Raw genomic sequence first — 20,325 nt, forward strand, 5'->3', positions numbered from 1 at the left:
GCGCAGCCGGTCAGACACACCAGCAACGCGAGAAATCCAGCGAGTCCGAGAAGGACTCCGCATCTCAAGCGGAAAACCGCAACCATGGGTACAAAGCAACAGCGAGGCCGATCGCAGAGCGCCCGGCATGCAGCGTGCTCGCGCGTCACGTTGATGCGGCTCGTATTCGTCGTGCTTGCATGGTGCACGTGTGCGGTTGGCTGCGGCTATGCGCGGCTTCCGCATCCGCCGTACGTTCGGCAAACCTCGGCCGAATTGGTGGAGGTTCCGTATCCGCCGCCGCCCGCCCGTGTCGAGTTCGTACCCACGAAGCCACGCGATGAAGCCGTTTGGGTCGACGGCGAGTGGACGTGGCACGGTCGTCGGTGGGCATGGAAACGTGGCCGATGGGTCATTCCTGCATCCGGAACGGCATTCTCGCCACGTGCGCTGATACGCAACGATTCGGGCACGCTGTTCGTCGCCGAGGGACGATGGCGCGACGAGCGGACGGGCCGCGAGGTCGCGGAGCCCTCCGCGCTGGCCGTTGGAAAAGCGAGCCCCGGCGACGTGGTCGATCCGGAGGGCGATCCGACAGCGACGGGGCAGGATCTCGAGTAGGGGTTGAAACTCGCGCCGTCGTCGTGAATGATTCGCGTCGATGCGGCTCCCAACCGTGGAGCACGAGGCCCCATGCCCATCGTCCGCAAACTTGCACTCGGTTTGGCGACGGTCACCTTCGTGACCCTCGGTGTCGGCACATGGGTGTCGGCGGCCAACGAACGACGACGACACGATGCGGAAACCATCGAGCGCGCAGGCCCGACAAAAACCGGGGAAAGTGAGCGCGAGCCGGTGATTCTCCTGCATGGTTGGGCGGCCTCGCGCAAAGATATGGCCACGATGCGGGATGGTTTCGCGAGCGCGGGATATCCCACCTACGTGGGCGCGTTTGCGGGTGAAGACAACATCGTCAACGCGCGGGCCATCGCCGACATCGTTGACACGGCGAGGCGAGAGACCAAGGCCGAGAAGGTCCATCTGGTCGGTCACAGCATGGCGGGGCTGTCGATGCGCTACTACATCAAGCGCATGGGCGGGGCGGCGAACGTGCGGTCGTACGTGGCCTTCGGCACGCCTCAGTATGGCTTTTCGGTGGCATGCATCCTGGCCGAAACGAACGGCGGCCAAATGTGCCCGTCGAGTGCCTTTTTGAAGGACCTCAACGCCGGGGATGACACGCCCGGGAACGTGGCCTACTTCGCGTATCGGAGCACGAAGGACACGCCGGGCATCACGCGGCTCGATGGTGGGGCGTGCTTCGTCGAGCTTCCCGACGTGTCGCACTTCGACGAGCCCAAGTCGCCTGCGTTCCTGCAGTCGATTCTGCGCGCCGTTGGTGGCACCTGTCCGGGTACGTACACGGATCTGGCCGTGGAGTGAGGTTCGCGAAAAACTGACACTCCCCTGTCATCGGAGGGTGCCAGTGTCTCCTTTCGACAGGAGGCAGACCGTGAAACTCTATTTTTCCCCGTACTCGTTCAACTCGCGCAAGGCCCTCATGACCGCGTTGCAGCTCGGGCTCGCGCCCGAGGTGATTCACGTGGATCTCGCCAAAGGCGAGCAGCGCAAACCCGAGCTGCTGGCCATGAACCCCAACGGCAAGGTGCCGGTGCTGGTCGATGGCGACTTCGCGTTGAACGAGTCGCAGGCCATCATGGCCTATCTGGCCGACAGGACACCCGGCCAAACGCTTTATCCAACGGAGCTTCGCGCCCGGGCCGACGTGAATCGGTGGCTATTCTGGAGTTCGAACCATTGGGGAATCGCGATATCGATGATCAATCGGGAAAGGGTCGTCAAAAAGCTCATCGGCGCTGGCGATCCGGATCCCGCACAGATCGAGCGCGGCGAAGGTTTCTTTCGCGATTTCGCCAAGGTGCTCGACGCGCATCTCGCCAAGCGAGAGTGGATGAGTGGTAATGCGATATCGCTTTCGGATATTGCCATTTCCTGTCCACTGATGGTGGCGAAAATGGCAGAGTTGCCCGTGGCGGAGTTTCCGAACATCGAAGCATGGTTCGCGCGTATTCAAACGCTCGACGCGTGGAAGCGCAGCGCGGGATGAATTGACCCACTGAGTTACGAAGGGCGCATTGGGCAGTATCTCGATGCGCCCCGAACTGGATATCATGCGATTCGAGTGCCTCATTCGATGAATGACTGATCCATTCGAGAAGGCTGAATTCACGGGGCATGATCGGATTAATCACCCCCGTAAGGAGGATTGTTTTCAATCCCCTCCGTTGCTACCACTGGTGCAGAAGGATTTCTTGGCTTGGGTCGTCGCCGCATGCGCCCCAGCGAAATTTGGAAATCCGCCGACGGAAAGGGGTACGCGCCATGAGGACGATCACGACCGTTGCTGCTGCCTTGCTGTTCGTTTTTCCGATTGCTGCAGGCTGTTCTTCCGCCCGCGAGGAGGCGAGTGCGCCCGGCGAGGAAGAGATAGGCGAAGAGGGCGCCGTCGCCACTGGCCAGAGCGCCCTCGCGACGTGTTATTGCGCCGCGCCTTATACCTGCGGGCATTCGACTTCGCCGTCCTACATGTATCCCGCCGCGTATTCGGCGATCAAACGCGCGGGCGTTACCGATTCGCAGCTTACGCAGACTTATGGCGACGCCGAGGCTTCCGTGGGAACGCACTGCCCGGAGCCGGGAACGAGTTATTCGGCGGCGACGGACGTTACGTCGACCTCCACGCCCTGCACCCGTGTTCACAAGCTCCGCATGGAGGGCTTCGCCGCATGGTCGCGCGTTCCGCCCACGTTTTCCGCGCACATTCACGCGGTTTACGCGGGGACGCCGGTGTTGAAGCAGTCGCTGAAGAATCAGATTAGCTCGTTCTATCAAAAGCGAAATGGTCTCGCGAACAACGCGATCGACGATATTTGCCCGATCAGCGATGCGGAAATCACGGCGGTGCGAAATGTACAGAATGGCGGTGGCGGTGGCACGACCAGCTGCACCGCCGGGGGCCGCTACTGCGGTGGCGACAAGGTGGTGGGCGACGCGAATACGCTCTATCGCTGCAACTCGGACGGCAAATCGGCCACTGTGATTCGCGCGTGCTCGCATGGCTGCTACATCGCCCCCGCGGGCCAGGACGATCGATGCCGTTGTGTGGCCGGCAGCGCCTACTGCGGTGGCGACGTGGTGGATGGCGACGCCAATACGCTCTACCGGTGCGGCTCCGATGGCGTATCGACCAGCGTCATCCAAGTCTGCGCCAACGGCTGCCAGTGGAACACGGGCGACGACGATAGCTGCAAGTAGCCTATCGCGGGCCCGCGAGCGTGAAGTCGCCTTTGCGCGCACCCGGCTTCAGTGTCCAGCCGGGAGAGAGCTGCAGTGTCCAGCCGTCGCCTTGCAAAGGGTGGGCGGCTGGATCGGCGGGCGTGGATACCGTGACGGTGGTCCAATCCTCGGAGAGGAGGGCACCCGTGGAAGCACTGAGCACGCCCCATTCGTCGCTCACGCGCAGCTGACGGTACACGGTGCCGGCGTCGCCCAGGGGCTCGAGTTGATTCGGGTCGAACGAGATTTGCTTTTTGCGCAATGCAATGACGAGGTGCGGTCCTTCCACGAAGCGCGCGCGGTAGCTCGCTGCGCGCGCCAGGCGTGCCTCCTCCCGGCGGCCTTCGGTCCCGCGCAAGGTGGCGCCGTCGTAGCTCGATTGCCGGTTCGCGGACTCGGCTTCGAGCTTGGGCGGCAGCCGAGCGCCCGTGGCGTGCGCGAGCAATGCGCCAAGATCGCTCGCGGGGCTCAGGGACCGCCGCCAGGGGACGCCGGTTTCATCGAGCAGGAGCCCATAGGCAGGGCCTGACGCATACGCGAACGAGCGCACGAACGAGGGCTTTGCGGGACCCTTGTCGAGCAGTTGCGCCGCTACGGCACGGCGCTCGGCGGGCGAGTTCGACGCCAGGGTAGTGCCCGTGTACTCGGCGAGCCCCTCGTTCATTTCGAGGGCGCGCTCGTCCTGCGCCGCCGTTGGAAAGATCTCGCGACGGCGCGCGCGAAAGACGAGGGCGTCCTCGATGGCCCGCTGCCGCGGGGCGCCCTGCTCGAGCACGGCCTTCTTGAGGGCGCGCCATTCGAGCTGCAAAAGGATTCGGCCTTCCAGGGCATCGAGATGCGCATTGCCCGAGTCGTCCATCGGGATCCGCAGGGCGGCTTGCTGCCGATGAAAGGCCTCGTGGGCCATGAGGCGCTTGCGGGCGGGGGCATCTTCCGGCAGAGGCCACAGCACCTCGGTCCAGCGGACGCCGGCCCATTCCAGCGCGGAGTTGGCCGGCGATACATCGTTGCCGACATGGCCGATGAAGAGATGGCCTCGCGCGACGAGTTGGCCTTGGGCATCGGCTCGATTGGCGACCACCTCCCGCGATTCGGGGTCGAGGAACAAGATCGGCCCATCGAGATGGAGGCCCCAGAGTTTCCCGTCGTCGCGCGCGAACAATGTGGCTGCCTCGGTGAAATAAGCTTCGGCACGCGCTTCATCGATATGGGCAAGCGGTGGTACGGGAACGAGGGCGGGTTGGGTCGGCGCCGGCGCGCAGCCGAGGACGAGCCCGAGGGGAAGCCAACGAATCGAGTCGAGCATCGCAGGGCACGTAGGTCCAATCGTGGACCGGTGACAGTCTCAAACCGGTTTTCTTCCCCAGGCGGCGCACCCGCATGCCGTGAGCCCCACGAAATCCGGATTCCGTATCAACGCGAGAAACGCATCGATGTCGCCATGGCCGACGAGCCCCGCGTCGACCATGCGAGGGCGGAGGTGTTCGATCGCAAGGGCCCATACGGGGGTCAGCGGCCGCGAGCCACCCCATTCCGTTGCCCGGCTTTCGAATTGAACATCTTCGAGCCCTTGTTCACGCACCAAGCAACCAAGTTTTCTTCCGCGCATGCGGTCGTGACCTCCCGACGCGAGAAGGCTCAAAAAGGCTTCGCTCACCTTGGTGAAAACGCCTTCGTGGCCGCCCCGCACTTGGCCAAATGACCCGTAGTCCGAATCCTCGACGAGGAGCCACCCGCCGGGTACGAGCGCCGTTACCATTTTGCGCAGCACCGGCTCCGGCTCACGGAGATGTTCGAGCAGCGATCGTTCATGAACGACGTCGAACGCGCCCGTTTCGAGCGCGTCGGCCGTGATGTCATGCCGCCGCACCTCCAGATTGGGCGTATCGAGCGCATCGAGAAATCTCGTCTCGATGTCCGTCGCCACCACGCGCCCCGCAGGGCCGACCCGCTCACAGAGCCACCGCGCAATGGACCCACCGCCTCCGCCCACCTCGAGGCAGCGCCATCCCTCGCGCACGCCGATGGCTTCGAGCCGTCGAATCGTAAAGGGATCGGCCACCGCCTGCAGAGCTTCGAGTCGTTCCAATTCACGCGAGGCTTTGTTGTCGAGAAGGTAAGCCATACCGTAGAACGGTCTACGAGATGCAGGGCGACCGCGCACGTTCTGATGCCTTATCGCGGCGTCGATTTTTGGCGTAACGCGCCAGACGTACCTCATCAAGGAGATGCCTCTTTTCGTCGTCCCTTTTTCGCAGCTAGGCTCGCCGAATGTTGCTTGGCTCTCGATATCGTAAAATGGCTTGGACGGCCCTGGCGTGTGCTCTTCTCGCGTCGTTCGTATCGGCGGATGCCGCGGCAGCGGATCGAAGGACGCCGGGCGAGTGTGCGGCCTCGTTGGATTGCTCGATTGCCGACATCGATGCGATGTCGATGCCCGAGCGGCTGCAGTTCCTTCAAGCCATGGAGAGCGGGCCGGCGGCGCAGTTCGGGGCATCGGACCGATGGCGCAACATCGAAGGCATCATCATGTTTTTCCGCGACCGGCAATGGGGCGCGTCCGGTACTTGGGTATCGTACGTGGACGCCGGCATCCTGGAGGGGGTCGAACGCGGTTTGGCCATCGCATTGGGGCGCGGGACCGATCCATCCGGCAATCCTGGTTCGCAACGCTGGGCAAGTTACGATACGCGCCTTTTGCAGGGCGAGCTGAAGATCCGCGGTCCACACGATCGCGCATGGGGCGAGGCCGAGCAAGCCTCGACCGACCACGGCGTCACCGTGGCCGAGAACCACGGTCAATATGCCTCCACCGTCGAGCAACGCTTCTTCGGTTTCTCCGAAGTCTACCGCTGGGCCCTCCGCAACCGCCCCGCCGTGCTCGATCTACTGGCCATCTATGGCCCCTTGATCCACCCCGATCTCGCGCGCCTACGCGTCCCCTTCTACGACTGGTTCACCGACGTGCGCGAATGGAAGCCCACGTACATCGGCGCGGCCATTGCCTACGAGCTGTCCGACCTCCACCCCATCGCCGGCCTCACCGGCATGCCGGCACTGCTCTTCGAATACATCCCGCAGCTCTTCGAAACGTATTTGGCGACGCAGTCCTCGCGATAAGCCAACTAGGAAACAGCGTCACGCCCCCGGGATTTTGGCTTAGCTCCAATCATGTGCGTAACGAAGGGCAATATATTGAGTGCCGTTCGGCCAAAGAACAAGTCGTGACCTGTTCGGCCTGTTTCTGCGGTGATGTACTGCCTTATCACTGACATCGACCGAGGACACCCCTTTGGGGAATCCTTTTTTAGCCGCGGGAACTCGGGGTGAAGCTTTCGGATCTCCTCTTTCGATCTCGGAAATGTGAGCGGGGAGGTCATGGGCAACCGTTGCGAGTAAATCCTTCGCAGAGATTGCTCCTGAAAGAAAACGCGTGGACCGCTATCGGCAATAGGCGTCGCAGGTTGCTGTGAGGCAGCCGTCGGTGGCGGCGCCGAGGGGGCGGCAGGTGTCTTTGCCGGCGTAGCAGGAATCGACGCAGATGCAGTCGGTGGCGGCGCATCGATTGACGCAAACGTCGACGCCTTCGCACGAGGGCTCGTTGTTCTTGGCGGATTGTTGCGTGCTGCACGCGCCGGCGTATTCCTCGTCCTGGCATTCGCAACGGGGCACTTTGGCGAATGCGATGCATTCGATGCACTTGGGGGACGTCTCGCGGGTCCATGATGCGCGGGTGGCGCAGGCCTTGGAGACGTCGTTGACGCCGTTGGTCGTCGTGCCGGTGTCCTCCGAGGAGGAGCCGCAGGCGGTGAGAACCAAGGTGACACAAGATAAGAAGGCGCAAAGGTAAGTCTTATTCATATTCGTGCTCATGAGGTGCGAGAAACGGACACGGGCGGCGCACCCGAATGCGTGCGCCGCCCATGGATCACACGACGCCGATCACTTGCCGACGCTGGCCGTGATGCTCGCGGATGCCGAAGCGGAGTCCTTGACGTTCGCCAGCGCCTGGCCCGCGGCGCCCACCAGTGCCGGGATGCAGGCCGGCTTCACGTCGGCGATGGCGTTGATGTTGGCCGACACCTGCCCCGTAATGTCGACCATGGCCTCCAGGCGGGTCTTCAAGGAGAAGATGATGGGGAGGTTCGCCTTCAACGTGGCCACGAGTTTGCCGATCTTGCCGGAGTCCACGTTGAACTTGATGTCGATCGACGGCGGCGTGCACGACGCCTTGGCCTGCACGCTGGCGCTGCAGTTTGCATCGCACTTCGCGTCGACCTGGCAGCCGCCTTCCAGCTTGCCGCCCTTGCATGAGATGGGCTCGTAATCGGCTTTGCACTCGCCATCGCACTTGACCGATGCCTCGGCGGTGCCCTTGCAGCTGGCCGAGCACGTGCCGCTGCAGCTTCCGTTGCATTGGACGTTGGGCGCCGTCACGGAGCACGTGCCGGAGCACTTCCCCTTGCACGTTCCATCAGCCTGCGGGCCGTTGCCGCCTGCACTCGCCGTGCACGTTCCGTCGCACTTGCCTGCGCACTCGACCCCGCCGCTCGCCGTGCAGGACCCTGAGCAGCTGCCCGTGCACTGACCCTCGCAGGAAAGCGTCGCTCCTGCTTTGGCCGTGCATTCGCCCTTGCACGCGACTTCGAGCTTGCCGCCCGTGCAGGTCGGCGGGTTCACCTTTACGTCACATTTCCCGTCGACCGAGCATTTCGCTTGGCAATCCGCCTTGGCGCTGATGGAGGCTTCACAGACGGGCGGGGTGGCTTGCACCGTCAGGGTCGCACCGGCCTTGAACGAGGTAATTTGATCCACGGCAAGCTTACACCATGCTTGCATTTGCTTGTTCTTGTTCGTCTCTGCGTCGGCGGCGTCCTGCTTGTCGGCAGGGGCATCGAGATCCTGCGCAATGCCTCGGCAAGCCGTTGTCAGATCGTCCACGGCCGCCGCTGCGATGCCGGCGACATCTGCGACCGCTTGGGCAGCCACGCGCCCTTGCGCCGTTCCCGCGACGTTGACATCGACGGTTGCACCCACCTCGAATTCGTTGCAGCAAAGCGGGTTGTTCGCATCGTCGCTGCACCCGTTGGCAAAGAGGGGAAGACCGAGGACTGCGACGACGATACCGGGCATGAAGCGATTCTTCATTGGAAGATCTCCTTGAATGCGTGGGGACCCAATTCCTGACCCTCACGAAGAGGGACCTGCCGCTGCCCAGTTCAAGGGTCGGAACGCGATTTGGTGTCGCGACATTACATCAAGGGAGAGAGTTCGAGCGGGAATTTACGCATCAAGCGAACATGCGGTTTTGCTGCGACAAGCTCGTATCCGGAGTGCGACGTGCGTTCGACCCGTGCTCGCCGTGTCATGGTCACCGGATGTGCCAGTGGGCACTCACACCCTTCCTACGCTCGCTTCTCTTCCTTTGAGACGCACTTCAGTTACTCTTGACTTCAAATGAAGTCTTACGCGTCCCTCCTCGTCTTGTCCCTGATTGCCTCGGCATGCTCCAGCAGCGACGACAACGGTCCCTCGTCGCCGCCCCCGGATGACCATAAGCCGACCGAACGCGAGGTCGCCAAACTTGCGCCGCTTTCGGCACCGGTGAAGCTCACCGATGTGCAAACCATCGTGCCCAGGCACGCGGTGGAAGCGGAGCAGAGCAAGCCCACGTCGATCGAGCCGGCGGTGTTGAAACAGCAGCTGGCGGACGGCTTTGGTGCATTTACGACGGGGCCGGGGGAAGCGATTCAGGTGGAAACTCCGGATGGGGCAGCGGCACCCACGCCCGGGCCGAATGCGCGAAAGCTCACCCGATTTGCCCACTTGGCGGATTTTCAACTTGCGGACGACGAGTCGCCGACGCGTGTGGCCAACGTCGATGGGATCACACCGGATCTCAGCGCCGCATGGCGTCCGCAGGAAGGGCACGAGTGCCGCGTCGTCAATGCCGTGGTCCGAACGGTAAACCGGATTCACAAGGATGCGCCGTTCGACTTCGTGGTGCTTGGCGGCGACAATGCGGATAGTGCTCAGCAAAACGAAGTCGACTGGGTACTCGCACTACTCGGTGGGGCCGACAAGCTGGCGTGCGATTCGGGCAATGCCGACGATCCGGTGCCCGGGGCGAACAACGATGGCAAAGATCCGTTCACCCCCGAGGGGCTCGATATGCCTTGGTACTGGGTGTCGGGCAACCACGATGTATTGATTCAGGGGACGTTGGTGGTCGACGCGAATTCGATCGCGCAGTCGAAGGGGTCGAAGCCGGGGGTGTACGGGACGCGCGATTACCGATTGCCCGGAAGTCCGATCGCAAGCGATGGAGAGATCCCCGCCGATCCGAATCGCGCCGCGATGCCGCGCGCCGACTTGATCGACCGGGTGCTCGCGCACAAAGGGAAGTCCGGGCCGCTGGCCCATGGGTTGGGGGACTACGCCAAGTCGGCGAAAAAGGCTTTTTACGAGCAAGATCTCGGTGAGTCGGGGATTCGGCTCATCACCATCGATACGGCGGCGGAGACCGGGGGAGCCGAGGGACTGCTGCGCAAAGGGGATATCGATGCCTTCGTGAAGCCGGCCCTGGAGCGGGCGAAGCAGGACAAGAAGATGGTGCTCTTTGCTTCGCACCATGCGGCGGAGAATCTCTCGGACGGCGGATCGCTCGGTGGGAAGCAGCAGCCGGATGCGTTTTTGAGGCCCGAGTGGGAGGCGTTGCTGACCGCGAATCCGCACGTCATCGGGCACATTGCGGGGCATTCGCACATTCACAAGGTGCGGCACGTGGCGGCGGCCGCGCCGGCGACCAATGGCTATTGGGAAGTGCGGACTTCGGCGATTGCCGATTATCCGCACCAGTTCCGGACCATCGAAGTATGGGACGAGGACAATGGCTATTTGTCGATTCGCTCCGTCGCCGTGGACTACTCGACGGAGAACGATTCCGTGGCGGAAATGGGCCGCACGTTGGGGATTCTCGATTATACGACCCACGGGGTGGGGGCAGGGCAGGGGACGGCGAAGGATCGGAATGTGATCCTTTGGATCAAGAAGCCGACTTTTTGATCGCTCTCCCATTGATATCGCGCGCCTTCGATAACGAAAGAATCGTGGCGTCCCTCATCGAGCAAGCCGCGACGGCTCAGGGCAAGTAGCTACGAAGTCCGCGACGCTTCGGACGCGAAAGCGGCCTTCCACGTCTCGAGCGAGAGGTCCACGGGGGGCTCGACGGCGGATCCGGTGACGACGCTGTCGATGAAGTCTCGGAACCGTCCGCCAAAGTTGGGCCGCGCGATCCTCCAAGCGGCCCGCCAGCCCGGGCTTCTCGCCATGAGCCGAACGCCCGCAACGACGGTTTCGAACGCGTCGTCGTTCAACAGCCCTTCCTCACGTTGATAGAACGAGTCTTCGAAATGGAAGAAGAGCGCGCGGCATAGGTGGATGTACTGGCGTAGCTCCGTTTGCGTGATGTCCTGGGGGCTCTCCGAACCGTGAAGCCATGCATCCGCCACGGCGGGGTCTGCGAGCGCCAGATGCAACTCGACGATGCGCGAGGCGCGACTGTGCCTGATCGAGATTTGCTGATTGCGCTCTGTCTGCCTCACTTGAAGCGCGAGGTAGATGACCGAGACCAGTACAGCAACGCCGCTAATGAGGGTTCCGAAAGACGCGAGATCGGAAAGTGACATGGAGGTTCCCGCAGTCTCGCAAGACTCCGACGTGGGCGCCACGCTCCAGTAGCATTGCCCCTTAGGAGGCTTTTCGTGTCTTTCGGGACTTGGGGGATTTCGGGGACTTGCGTGACTCGCCCGAGAGGCCGTGGTTCTCGTGCCATTTGGCAATGGATAGCTTGGGGTAGCGCTTGAAGGTGGGGCCCTCGCCCGGGGCGGGGACCCACTTGGGCTTGAAGGCCAGCATGATGCGCACCTGCTCGGGGGGCTCGGGCAGCTCGGTGTCGACGGCGGCCGCGTTGGGCCAGATGCCCTCGGGCCAGCGGTCGTCGGCGACGAAGAGGTGCGTGCCGCATTCGCCGCAGAACCAGCGTTCACCCTCGCTGCGGTGAGGGCGCTGGCCTTTTTCGCGCATCACCGCGTGGTACTTCTTCACATAGCGCTCGCCGCGGATCTTCAACGTGTCGCGCTTGCCCATGATGTTGCACGTGAGCGCGCCCGAGGTCTTGCGGCAGATGGAACAGAAGCAATACATGTACGGATACGGCGTATCCGAATCGATGCGATAGGTGACCTTGCCACACTGGCACGAGCCTTCGAGTTTCATGCCCCGCAGTTTGGCACGGGCCAACATCCCTCGTAAGCTTGTGTGGACATGGCCCGCGACTACAGCCTTCTCGAACCCGGCGAAGAGCCGTGGGATGTTCGCATCCTAAATCTTCTTCCTAGCGGGGTCGACGAAACCCAAATCCGCGAGAATCTCACACTCACGCCCGAGCAGCGGCTCCGCAAAATGCTTGCGGTCCTTCGCTCCCTCGATGCTTTGCGAGCCACTCGATGACCGACCTGGAACAGCTCGTCCGGATATTTTCCGAGAACGGAGTTCGCTATGTGGTCATTGGCGGCGTCGCCCTGGTGCTGCAGGGGTCGTCCCGCGTGACACAGGATCTCGACATCTGCTACGCGCGGACGCGAGACAATCTCGACGCGCTTGCACGCAGTCTGGGGCCGTTTCACCCGCGTCTTCGCGGCGCCCCACCCGAGCTCCCCTTTCTTTGGGACGCGCAGACCTTACGGAGCGGCCTGAACTTTACTCTGGCCACCGATATTGGCGATGTCGACCTGCTGGGAGACGTCCCTGGGCTCGGGGGATTCGATGAGGTGCATTCGCTATCCGTGGCGGTCTCGCTCTTCGGTCACCAGGTCCTTCTGCTTGGTCTCGATGGATTGGAGCGCGCGAAACGAGCGGCGGGTCGGCCCAAAGATCTGCTCGATCTCGAGGAGATTCGCGCGTTGAAAAAGAGGTAGTCCTTATCCGCCGGCGCGCGCGAGGAAGGCACGGCCCGGCCACCAAAAAGGTGGCCCAGGCCCTGGTCGATCACGTACTTCGAAGCGTCAACCCTGCTTGGTCGCGCCCCCGGTCGCAACCTCCGTGAGCAGCGAGGCAATGCGCCGCGCCAGCCGATTCGGATCGTCGATGGTCGCGCCCTCGGTGAGCAGCGCCTGGTCGTAAAGAATATCGATCCACTCGTCGATCTTCGGTGACTCGGCGTCCTTCTCCACCAGCGACGCGAGCGACTCGATGATCGGGTGCGTCGCGTTGATCTCGAAAATGCGCTTCGCATGCGGAATGCCCCGCCCGCGCTCCTTGAGCAGCCGCTCCATGAAGGCGGGCGTGCCCCCATCGGGAAGCACCAGGCACGACGGCGTGTTCGTCAGCCGGTCCGACACCTTCACCTCGCGCACCCGGTCGTGAAGCACCTTGACCATGCGCAAGATGAGCGGCTGCAACCGCGTCGACGCTTCTTCCTTCGTCTTCTTCTGCTCCTCGTCGAGCGGCAGCTTCAGATCCGTGCGCATCGCCGACACCAGCGGCTTGCCCTGGAATTCGCGCAGACCCTCGGCCGCCCACTCGTCGACGGGATCGCTCATGAAGAGCACCTCGAACCCGCGCGAGGTCAACGTCTCCAGATAGGGCGAATTCTGCAGCGACGCCGTCGACTCGCCAAAGAGGTAATAAATGCCCTCTTGGCCTTCCTTCATGCGGCCCACGTAATCGGCGAGCGACACCAGGCCTTCGCCATGGGAGCTGCCATATCGAAGCAGCGGCGCAATGCGCTCTTTGTATTCGCTGTCCAGCGCCAATCCCTCTTTGAGAACTTGGCCGAAGTTCTTCCAGACGGTCTCGTAATCGTCCTTGCGCTCCTTGGCCATTTCCTCGAGCAGGTCCAAGGTCTTCTTGGTAACCTGCTTCTTGATCGCGTGCAGGATGGTCGAGTCTTGCAGCAGCTCACGCGAGACGTTGAGGGGCAAGTCGTCCGAATCGATGACGCCGCGCATGAAGCGAAGCCAGGGCGGAAGCACCTCCTCCACGTCGTCCATGATGAAGACGCGCTTCACGAAGAGGCGCACGCCGCGCGGCTTGCGGCCGTCGTACAGATCGAACGGCGGGCGGCGCGGGATGAACAAGAGGCCCGCGAACTCCTGCGTGCCCTCCACTTTGAAGTGGGTGCGCGCGATGGGCGGCTCGAAGTCGTGCGTCAGATGCTTGTAGAGCTCGTCGTACTGCGCGTCGGTGATTTCCGACTTGGGGCGCTGCCACAGTGCGTTGGCGCGGTTGATTTGCTCGGGCTGCTCCGGCTTTTCGTCCTTCTCGGGCTTCTTTTCCAGCTTAATGGGGTAGGCGACGTAATCGGAATAGCGGCCCACCAAGTCGCGAATGCGCCACTCGTCGAGGAAGTCTTTGTGCTCGGGGCGCAGGTGAAGAATGATTTCCGTGCCGCGCTCGGCCCGGGTGGTGGGCTCGATGGTGAAGGTGCTCTGCGCGTCCGACGACCAGAGGAGGGCGCGCTGGCCGGGGCCGGCGGCGCGGGTGATGACCTCGACACGATCCGCCACGAGGTAGGCGCTGTAGAAGCCGACGCCGAATTGGCCGATGAGATTGACGTCTTTCGCGGTGCCTGCTTTGGAAAGCTGCTCGAGAAAAGCCCGCGAGCCCGAGTGCGCCACGGTGCCGAGGTTCTCGATGAGCTCCGCCTCGGTCATGCCGATGCCGGTGTCGCGGATGACGAGCACGCCCTTTTCTTTGTCCGGCGCAATCGTGATCTCCAGCCGGGGGTCGTTGCCCATCAATTCGGGCTCGGTCAGGTTGCGAAAGCGGAGCTTGTCCAGCGCGTCGGATGCGTTGGAAACGAGCTCACGCAAGAAGATCTCTTTATGGCTGTACAGCGAGTGGATGACGAGCTTGAGGACCTGAGCCACCTCCGCTTGGAACGGGAGACTCTTCTTGCCCTCTGTCGTGGCTTGGTTGGGGGTCGGATCGGTCATGACGCTCTGGCAATAATCACAGGAAAACCACCTGAAAAGGGGCTACCTCTGCATTTGCCAACGACGCAGAAGTGCGCGGTAGGCGGTCGAGTCGGGGGCGTGCTTCGTGAGGTAGTCTCGGAAGGCGCGCACCTTGGCCGGAACGACCCGCGCCGCCGGGTGGACCAGGTAGAGGCCCACCTGCCGCAGGGCCCAATCCGGAAGCACGCGCACGAGGCCGAGGTCCGCCCGCGCGAAGAGGGAAGGCAGGATGACGATGCCGCCGTCTTTCAGCGCGAGCTCGCGTAGAAAGATGGGGTCGTTGCTCGCGATGGCCGTTTTCACATCGGTGTGGCGCACGCCCTCCGGCCCGCGCAGTGTGAGGCGCGCGATGGGCGGCCCGAGGACGGCCATGACATGGCGCTCCAAATCCGCAGGCACGCGTGGTAGGCTGCGCCGGCGCAGGTAGCGCGGGCTCGCCCAGAGCGCGAGGTCCGTCGTGGAGATACGGCGGGCCACGAGACCCGAATCGGCCAACTCCGCGGCGGGGCGCACGGCCAAGTCGATGCCCTCGCCCACGAGGTCCATGAAGCGCGCCTCGACGAGAACCTCGACGGTCACGGCAGGATGGCGCGCGCAAAACGTGGCGATGAGCGGCGGGAGCCACGTGGTGGCCAGATCCACGGGCGCCGTGATGCGCAAATGACCGCGGGGCGTGTCGCGATCTCCCTGGGCTTCGCGGTTCGCCTCGTCGATGTGCGCGAGGGCGGGTGCGATTCGTTCGAGGTACGCGGCACCCACCTCGGTGAGGTGCAACTTGCGCGTGGTGCGCGTGAGAAGCTGCGCACCGAGTCCTTCTTCGAGGCGACTGAGACGCCGGCTCAAGGTGGACTTCGGCACGCGAAGGCGCTGCGCGGCCGCCGTGAGACTGCCCAATTCGGCGATGCGCACGAAGGCCTCGAGTTCTTCGAGCTGCGGGAAGAATTGTTGCGTGCCATGCAACATAGAGATGCACTGCTATCGCCTTGTTGGCGTTGGTGCAATCACCCAGATTGCCGGGGGTCAAATGAAGGAAACCCAGCGTATGCCGGTCGCGTTCGTGGGGCACGGTGCGCCGTTGCTCGCGCTCGATGCCGAGAAGGGCGCGGAGCTCTCGGCGTGGGCCATGACGTTGCCGCGCCGCCCAAGTGCCGTGCTGGTGGTGTCGGCCCACTGGGAGGACGCACCGGTGACCTTGTCGTCGACGCGAAACGGAACGCCGCTGGTGTACGATTTTTATGGCTTTCCGGAGCCGCTCTATCAGGTTCGGCACGATGCTCCGGCGGCACCGGAGCTCGCCACCGAGGTGACGAAGCGCCTCGCTTCGTGGGGGCCGCGTGCAAGCGATCGCGGGCTCGACCATGGCGCATGGACCGTGTTGACCCACCTGGATCCGGAGGCGCGGCTGCCGACGCTGCAGCTATCGATGCCACACTCCGCGAGCATGAAGGAACTCCTGGCCCTCGGCCGCGCGCTGTCGCCGTTGCGTGATCAAGACGTATGGATTCTGGGGAGCGGGAATATTACCCACAACCTCCGGCGTCTTCAGCGTGATGGTACGGATGCGCCTGTGGCATGGGCCGCGGAGTTCGATGCGTGGGCGACGGAGACCTTGTCGTCCGGTGACCTGGATGCTCTATGCGACCCCAAACGAGCACCCGGTTGGGCCTTGGCGCATCCAACACCGGATCATTATCGCCCGCTCGTCGTAGCCGCGGGCGCGGCTGGAGACGATGCAACAAAGGTTCGTTTTCCAATCGTAGGATTCGAATTCGGTAGTCTGAGTCGCCGTTCGGTGGAGTTCGGGTAGGCCCCGTTTTTTTGGTGAAGGAGAGAAGGAAGATGATGCTTCGATATGCCGCTGTAGCTTTCGTCGCGGTCGCGCTTGCGGCCGGGTGCGACAACGATCCGGGCAAGGACAAGGCGAAGGCGCAGGTATCCGCGCCCGCGGCGGTGCAACCGGTGACCACCGGGGCGGCGACGAAGCTCGCGTTCTCCAGCGCCGATGGGTCCAAGTTCTCGTTCGTGGGCGCGAAGGTGACGCGCAAGCACGATGGCAACTTCGGCAAGTTCTCGGGGACCGTCGATTTGGTCGACGGCAATGCCGAGAAGAGCAAGGTGACCGCCGAGGTGGACGTGGGCTCGCTCTCCACCGACGAGGAGAAGCTGACCGGCCACTTGAAGACGGGGGATTTCTTCGACGTGGCGAAGTTTCCGACGGCGAAGTTCACGTCGACGGCCATCAAGGCCGGCGGCGAAAAGGGCGCCTCGCATACCATCACGGGCAACCTCGAACTTCACGGCGTGACCAAGTCGATCTCGTTCCCCGCGACCATCAAGGTCAACGGCGATCAACTCGACGCCGACGCCGAGTTCGCGATCAACCGCAAGGACTTCGGCATCGTCTACCCGGGCAAGCCGGACGACTTGATCAAAGACGAAGTCCTCATCAAGCTCGCCATCCGCGCGAAGAAGGCGTCCTAGCTGAGAAGACGAACCGCCAAAGGCGCCAAGAACGCCAAGGATTTGGGGTGTCGACGAGGTCCACGGCACTCCGATCCAACAATCTCTTGGCGTCCTTGGCGTCTTGGCGGTTCCATCCACCAGCGTGTTAGTCCACGCCGAGATCCGTCAGTTGGGCGGTGAGCCAGTGGGATGCGGTCCAACTGCGGACGCGGGCGCGGAAGCGTTGGAGACGGCCTTCGCGTTCGGTGCGGGGCATCTCCAGGGCGCGGACCATGGCCTGCGTCGTCTCCTCCACGTCGAGAGGCGAGACCGTGAGCGCGCTGCCCGCGGCTTCTTCGGCGACGCCCGCCGTCTCGGAGACCACGAGCACCCCGGGGCGGTCCGTATCGGCCACGATGGCCCATTCTTTTGCGACGAGGTTCATCCCGTCCTCCTTCGAGTTGACGAGAAGAACGTCGCACCGCTCGAGCGCGGCCAGCGCCTGCTCGCGGTCATTCGTGTAGAACACCTCGATGGGCGGCCGCCCGCAGCTCGGGCCGTAGGTCGCGTTGATGCGCTCGATCTCGCGGTAAATCGCGGCCTTGTAGTCACGGTACACCGTGTGGTCCGTGCGTGACGGCACCAGGAAGGCGCGAAAGAGCACCCGCCCGTGCAGATCGGGGCGCGTCTCCAGAAGGTGCGCGAACGCCTTGAAGCCCACCAGCTGGTTCTTGCTCGGATCGAGCCGGTCCACGCGCACGATGGAAAACTCGGACCGCGTGTCGGCAAAGCGCGCACGCGCTTCGACCACGCGTGGGCTATCGCGCAAGGCCAACAGCGCCTCTGGATCCACGCTCGCGGGGTAAACGCCCACGTAGACTTGCCGCCCATCGATGGCGCGCACCGTCTTCGTCTCGAAGTCCACCTCGCGCTCCGCCGTATACTTGCAGCATGCAAGGAACGCCTCGCGGTCCTCCTCCGTTTGGAAGCCCACACGATCGGCGCCGAGCATCCCGTGCAAGATCGCCTCGCGCCACGGCTTCGGCAGAAGGCGCAGCACCGTCGGCTCCGGAAACGGGATGTGCGTGAAGTGCAAGCTTCGCACATGCGGAAAATGGCGCCGCAGCAGCGCTGGCAGCGGATACAGATGGTAGTCCTGCACGAGAAACGCCCGCGGCGTCACGCATGTCTCTTTCACCGCGGCGGCGAGGCGACGGTTCGCCTCGAAGTACCCGCTGGACCAGGCGCGGTAGCGCGCGTGATCGACCAGCTCGTAGCCGCCGGGCCCTAGCATGTGATGCTGCAGCATCCAGAGCACCTCGTTCGAGATGCGCCCGTAGTACGCTTGGTAGACCTCGGGCGGCAACGGTAGCGGCACCACGTCGAACTCCGCGCATTGATCCGCGGCCGTGGTGAACAAGCCGTCGCGTTCCCCTTTGGCATCGGGCGGCTCGGACACGCAACAGAACCACGTCGTGTCGGGGCGCTGCGCCAGCGGCGCGAGCATGCTGACCAGGCCTCCCGAGGCGCGTTCGACGACCCAGCCGCCGCCGCGCCACACGAAGTCATTCGGGCCACGGTTCGACAGAATGACGATCTTGTCCTGCTTCGTTTCCCTGATGCGACTTTGGCCAACTTGAGTGGTTTGCACGCCGTTCAAGCTGGCGAGGCCCGCGTTAAGATGCCGTAAAAACGAGGCTTGCGCTCCTGGCGGCGCCCATCTATCGAAAGTGCCATGCGCGAGACGAAGGTCGTGGCTCAACTTGCTGCCGCAGAGGCAAACCATGCCGATGATCCAGAACGCGTGGAACTCCTGCGGCGCGCCCGGCGTTTCAAGTCCAGTTGGGTGGAGCTCGCAGAGTCACTGACCCGCGTACGGCGCACCGGCCAATGGAAGGCGTGGGGGTATGACAGTTTCGAGAACTATGCGCGCCGCGAGCTGCATCTGAAGCCGGAGACCGTGGACAAGTTGACTGGCTCCTTCGCGTTTTTGTCGGCATCCCGGCCGGAGGTGCTGGCGCGCGATGGCATCTCCACACCGATCCCGAACTATCAGGCGGTCGACTTCTTGCGCCGCGCCGAGGCGGAAAATGTGCCGTCCGACACGCTCGAGTCCTTGCGCCGGCGCGTTCTCGACGAAGGCGCTCCGCTTCCCGCGCTCAACCGCGAGTTTCGCGACCAGGTTTTTCCCGTGGACGAGGATACGCTCCACCAGCGGGAGGTGGCTGGCCTGCGCAATGTCGCCACGCGCCTTCGCCAACTTCTGGCCGAGACGCGCACCGTCCCCCGCAAGCTAGCATCCGAAGTGTCAACGACGCTCGACCACCTGCTTGAAGTGCTCGAGGATCGCGAGGAAGAGGCAGCTTGAACGACGGACTGTCCAAGAATTCGTCGCGGGACAATGATAAGGTCCCGAAGGTGCCGCCCCCTTCCAGGCCTACGAAGCTTGGCGATTACGACGTCATCGCCAAAATTGCTTCGGGCGGTATGGCAAATGTTTACTTGGGGCGTTCCAAGTCTTCCGACGGAGAAGACAGTGTCGTCGCCATCAAGGTGCCGCTGCACGAGCTGGCCCAAGACGAGCAGGGCATCAAGATGTTCATGGACGAGGCAAAAATCCTGTCTCGTCTTTCGCACCCCAACCTGATTCGCACCGTCGGGTACGGCACGTCGGGCGAGTACCACTTCATCGCGATGGAGCTCCTCGTGGGGCGCACGCTGATGGACGTGTGGGACACGTGCGCGGGGCTCAAGGTCGCCATGCGCCTCGATGTGAGCGCGTGGATCACGGCGCGGGTGGCCGACGGACTCGAGTACGCGCACGGGCTTGCGGATCCCGAGGGCGCGGAGCTCGGGATCATCCACCGCGATGTGAACCCCAGTAATATTTTTCTAACCTACGACGGCGAGATCAAGCTGTTCGACTTCGGCCTGGCCAAGTCGGTGGGGCGCGCTTCGAAGAGCCAGGCGGGCATCGTGAAGGGCAAGCTGCCCTATCTTTCGCCCGAGCAGATCCTGCAGGTGCCCATCGATCGGCGCAGCGACATCTTCACCTTGGGCACGACGCTCTGGGAGATGACCACGATGCGGCGGCTGTTCCGTCGCGACAACGACATCGCCACGGTGAAGGCGGTGCGCAACGCGCCCATCCCGGATCCGCGCACCCTCGTCAAAGGCTACCCCGACGCCCTCGCGAAGATCGTGATGCGCGCCGTGGAACGCGAGCGTGACCAACGCTATTCCACCGCCGCGGAGTTCTCCCGCGATCTCGATGGCTTCGTGCGCCGCACCGCGAAGGGCACCAACATGTCGAACCTGACGCCGGCCATGCTCGACCGGCTCTTTCCGGGCGATCGCGCGCGCCAACTGGGCTGGCTCCGCCGCCGCATGACCCCACCGCCGCCGCCCGTGGCCGAAAAGCGCGCCTCGAAGCGGAAGCAAACGTAGCGAACCGCCAAGACGCCAAGAGCGCCAAGGATTCAGGGATCGGCGCAAGCCCCATCTTCCAATTCTTGGCGTCCTTGGCGCC

General features: G+C 63.4%; 20 protein-coding genes. 11 read left to right on the forward strand and 9 right to left on the reverse strand.

Annotation, left to right across the window (positions count from 1 at the left end):
* Positions 1 to 84 precede the first annotated feature (84 nt).
* The 4 genes from LZC95_07455 to LZC95_07470 all read left to right on the forward strand — a co-directional run bounded on the left by LZC95_07455 (position 85) and on the right by LZC95_07470 (position 3,315).
* Positions 85 to 600, forward strand: coding sequence for a YXWGXW repeat-containing protein (locus tag LZC95_07455; GenBank protein ID WXA96670.1), 516 nt, complete (start codon positions 85 to 87; stop codon positions 598 to 600).
* Between the two features lie 72 nt (positions 601 to 672).
* Positions 673 to 1,422: a hypothetical protein gene (locus LZC95_07460; GenBank protein WXA96671.1), complete on the forward strand. Its 750-nt coding sequence runs from the start codon at positions 673 to 675 to the stop codon at positions 1,420 to 1,422.
* Positions 1,423 to 1,492: 70 nt separating this feature from the next.
* A complete protein-coding gene (locus LZC95_07465) occupies positions 1,493 to 2,107 on the forward strand; it encodes a glutathione S-transferase family protein (GenBank protein WXA96672.1) in 615 nt (204 codons plus the stop codon).
* Positions 2,108 to 2,382: 275 nt separating this feature from the next.
* Positions 2,383 to 3,315: a hypothetical protein gene (locus tag LZC95_07470; GenBank protein WXA96673.1), complete on the forward strand. Its 933-nt coding sequence runs from the start codon at positions 2,383 to 2,385 to the stop codon at positions 3,313 to 3,315.
* A 1-nt stretch (position 3,316) separates the two neighbouring features.
* Here the strand turns inward: LZC95_07470 and LZC95_07475 are convergent, their stop codons facing one another.
* Positions 3,317 to 4,642 (reverse strand): hypothetical protein, encoded by a 1,326-nt coding sequence (locus tag LZC95_07475; GenBank protein WXA96674.1) that lies wholly within the window; start codon positions 4,640 to 4,642, stop codon positions 3,317 to 3,319.
* A 39-nt stretch (positions 4,643 to 4,681) separates the two neighbouring features.
* A complete protein-coding gene (locus LZC95_07480; protein ID WXA96675.1) occupies positions 4,682 to 5,461 on the reverse strand; it encodes a methyltransferase in 780 nt (259 codons plus the stop codon).
* Positions 5,462 to 5,634: 173 nt separating this feature from the next.
* Here LZC95_07480 and LZC95_07485 point away from each other — a divergent pair, with 173 nt between their 5' ends.
* Positions 5,635 to 6,456: a hypothetical protein gene (locus LZC95_07485; protein ID WXA96676.1), complete on the forward strand. Its 822-nt coding sequence runs from the start codon at positions 5,635 to 5,637 to the stop codon at positions 6,454 to 6,456.
* 321 nt (positions 6,457 to 6,777) lie between these two features.
* Here the strand turns inward: LZC95_07485 and LZC95_07490 are convergent, their stop codons facing one another.
* Together LZC95_07490 and LZC95_07495 are read right to left on the reverse strand one after the other, a co-directional pair.
* The gene (locus LZC95_07490; GenBank protein ID WXA96677.1) at positions 6,778 to 7,197 is read right to left on the reverse strand and encodes a hypothetical protein; all 420 of its coding nucleotides are present in this window, start codon (positions 7,195 to 7,197) and stop codon (positions 6,778 to 6,780) included.
* An 81-nt stretch (positions 7,198 to 7,278) separates the two neighbouring features.
* Positions 7,279 to 8,484 (reverse strand): hypothetical protein, encoded by a 1,206-nt coding sequence (locus LZC95_07495; protein WXA96678.1) that lies wholly within the window; start codon positions 8,482 to 8,484, stop codon positions 7,279 to 7,281.
* A 309-nt stretch (positions 8,485 to 8,793) separates the two neighbouring features.
* Between LZC95_07495 and LZC95_07500 the strand changes: the two genes are divergently transcribed.
* The gene (locus tag LZC95_07500) at positions 8,794 to 10,401 is read left to right on the forward strand and encodes a metallophosphoesterase (protein ID WXA96679.1); all 1,608 of its coding nucleotides are present in this window, start codon (positions 8,794 to 8,796) and stop codon (positions 10,399 to 10,401) included.
* Between the two features lie 89 nt (positions 10,402 to 10,490).
* Here the strand turns inward: LZC95_07500 and LZC95_07505 are convergent, their stop codons facing one another.
* Complete coding sequence (locus LZC95_07505) at positions 10,491 to 11,024, reverse strand: hypothetical protein (protein WXA96680.1); 534 nt, start codon at positions 11,022 to 11,024, stop codon at positions 10,491 to 10,493.
* A 61-nt stretch (positions 11,025 to 11,085) separates the two neighbouring features.
* Positions 11,086 to 11,613: a GFA family protein gene (locus tag LZC95_07510; GenBank protein WXA96681.1), complete on the reverse strand. Its 528-nt coding sequence runs from the start codon at positions 11,611 to 11,613 to the stop codon at positions 11,086 to 11,088.
* 230 nt (positions 11,614 to 11,843) lie between these two features.
* Between LZC95_07510 and LZC95_07515 the strand changes: the two genes are divergently transcribed.
* The gene (locus LZC95_07515; protein WXA96682.1) at positions 11,844 to 12,314 is read left to right on the forward strand and encodes a hypothetical protein; all 471 of its coding nucleotides are present in this window, start codon (positions 11,844 to 11,846) and stop codon (positions 12,312 to 12,314) included.
* A gap of 87 nt (positions 12,315 to 12,401) precedes the next feature.
* Here LZC95_07515 and htpG read toward each other — a convergent pair whose 3' ends face one another.
* Positions 12,402 to 14,333 (reverse strand): molecular chaperone HtpG, encoded by a 1,932-nt coding sequence (gene htpG, locus LZC95_07520; GenBank protein ID WXA96683.1) that lies wholly within the window; start codon positions 14,331 to 14,333, stop codon positions 12,402 to 12,404.
* 42 nt (positions 14,334 to 14,375) lie between these two features.
* Complete coding sequence (locus tag LZC95_07525; protein WXA96684.1) at positions 14,376 to 15,317, reverse strand: LysR family transcriptional regulator; 942 nt, start codon at positions 15,315 to 15,317, stop codon at positions 14,376 to 14,378.
* Between the two features lie 79 nt (positions 15,318 to 15,396).
* Here LZC95_07525 and LZC95_07530 point away from each other — a divergent pair, with 79 nt between their 5' ends.
* Positions 15,397 to 16,161: a dioxygenase gene (locus LZC95_07530; GenBank protein ID WXA96685.1), complete on the forward strand. Its 765-nt coding sequence runs from the start codon at positions 15,397 to 15,399 to the stop codon at positions 16,159 to 16,161.
* A 32-nt stretch (positions 16,162 to 16,193) separates the two neighbouring features.
* Complete coding sequence (locus LZC95_07535; protein WXA96686.1) at positions 16,194 to 16,835, forward strand: YceI family protein; 642 nt, start codon at positions 16,194 to 16,196, stop codon at positions 16,833 to 16,835.
* Positions 16,836 to 16,962: 127 nt separating this feature from the next.
* Here LZC95_07535 and LZC95_07540 read toward each other — a convergent pair whose 3' ends face one another.
* Complete coding sequence (locus LZC95_07540; protein WXA96687.1) at positions 16,963 to 18,447, reverse strand: trehalose-6-phosphate synthase; 1,485 nt, start codon at positions 18,445 to 18,447, stop codon at positions 16,963 to 16,965.
* A gap of 84 nt (positions 18,448 to 18,531) precedes the next feature.
* Here LZC95_07540 and LZC95_07545 point away from each other — a divergent pair, with 84 nt between their 5' ends.
* A complete protein-coding gene (locus LZC95_07545; GenBank protein ID WXA96688.1) occupies positions 18,532 to 19,164 on the forward strand; it encodes a hypothetical protein in 633 nt (210 codons plus the stop codon).
* Positions 19,165 to 19,214: 50 nt separating this feature from the next.
* Positions 19,215 to 20,243: a serine/threonine protein kinase gene (locus LZC95_07550; GenBank protein ID WXA96689.1), complete on the forward strand. Its 1,029-nt coding sequence runs from the start codon at positions 19,215 to 19,217 to the stop codon at positions 20,241 to 20,243.
* Positions 20,244 to 20,325 lie beyond the last annotated feature (82 nt).

The sequence above is a fragment of the Sorangiineae bacterium MSr12523 genome (genome assembly GCA_037157775.1).
In the GTDB taxonomy this organism is placed as follows: Bacteria; Myxococcota_A; Polyangia; order Polyangiales; family Polyangiaceae; genus Pendulispora; species Pendulispora brunnea.

Bases quoted from the DNA above. Each gene is read 5' to 3' on its own strand.
- LZC95_07455 (WXA96670.1), top strand. From the start codon at position 85: ATGGGTACAAAGCAACAGCGAGGCCGATCGCAGAGCGCCCGGCATGCA.
- LZC95_07460 (WXA96671.1), top strand. From the start codon at position 673: ATGCCCATCGTCCGCAAACTTGCACTCGGTTTGGCGACGGTCACCTTC.
- LZC95_07470 (WXA96673.1), top strand. From the start codon at position 2,383: ATGAGGACGATCACGACCGTTGCTGCTGCCTTGCTGTTCGTTTTTCCG.
- LZC95_07475 (WXA96674.1), bottom strand. From the start codon at position 4,642: ATGCTCGACTCGATTCGTTGGCTTCCCCTCGGGCTCGTCCTCGGCTGC.
- LZC95_07480 (WXA96675.1), bottom strand. From the start codon at position 5,461: ATGGCTTACCTTCTCGACAACAAAGCCTCGCGTGAATTGGAACGACTC.
- LZC95_07485 (WXA96676.1), top strand. From the start codon at position 5,635: ATGGCTTGGACGGCCCTGGCGTGTGCTCTTCTCGCGTCGTTCGTATCG.
- LZC95_07490 (WXA96677.1), bottom strand. From the start codon at position 7,197: ATGAATAAGACTTACCTTTGCGCCTTCTTATCTTGTGTCACCTTGGTT.
- LZC95_07495 (WXA96678.1), bottom strand. From the start codon at position 8,484: ATGAAGAATCGCTTCATGCCCGGTATCGTCGTCGCAGTCCTCGGTCTT.
- LZC95_07500 (WXA96679.1), top strand. From the start codon at position 8,794: ATGAAGTCTTACGCGTCCCTCCTCGTCTTGTCCCTGATTGCCTCGGCA.
- LZC95_07505 (WXA96680.1), bottom strand. From the start codon at position 11,024: ATGTCACTTTCCGATCTCGCGTCTTTCGGAACCCTCATTAGCGGCGTT.
- LZC95_07510 (WXA96681.1), bottom strand. From the start codon at position 11,613: ATGAAACTCGAAGGCTCGTGCCAGTGTGGCAAGGTCACCTATCGCATC.
- LZC95_07515 (WXA96682.1), top strand. From the start codon at position 11,844: ATGACCGACCTGGAACAGCTCGTCCGGATATTTTCCGAGAACGGAGTT.
- htpG (WXA96683.1), bottom strand. From the start codon at position 14,333: ATGACCGATCCGACCCCCAACCAAGCCACGACAGAGGGCAAGAAGAGT.
- LZC95_07525 (WXA96684.1), bottom strand. From the start codon at position 15,317: ATGTTGCATGGCACGCAACAATTCTTCCCGCAGCTCGAAGAACTCGAG.
- LZC95_07530 (WXA96685.1), top strand. From the start codon at position 15,397: ATGCCGGTCGCGTTCGTGGGGCACGGTGCGCCGTTGCTCGCGCTCGAT.
- LZC95_07535 (WXA96686.1), top strand. From the start codon at position 16,194: ATGATGCTTCGATATGCCGCTGTAGCTTTCGTCGCGGTCGCGCTTGCG.
- LZC95_07545 (WXA96688.1), top strand. From the start codon at position 18,532: ATGCGCGAGACGAAGGTCGTGGCTCAACTTGCTGCCGCAGAGGCAAAC.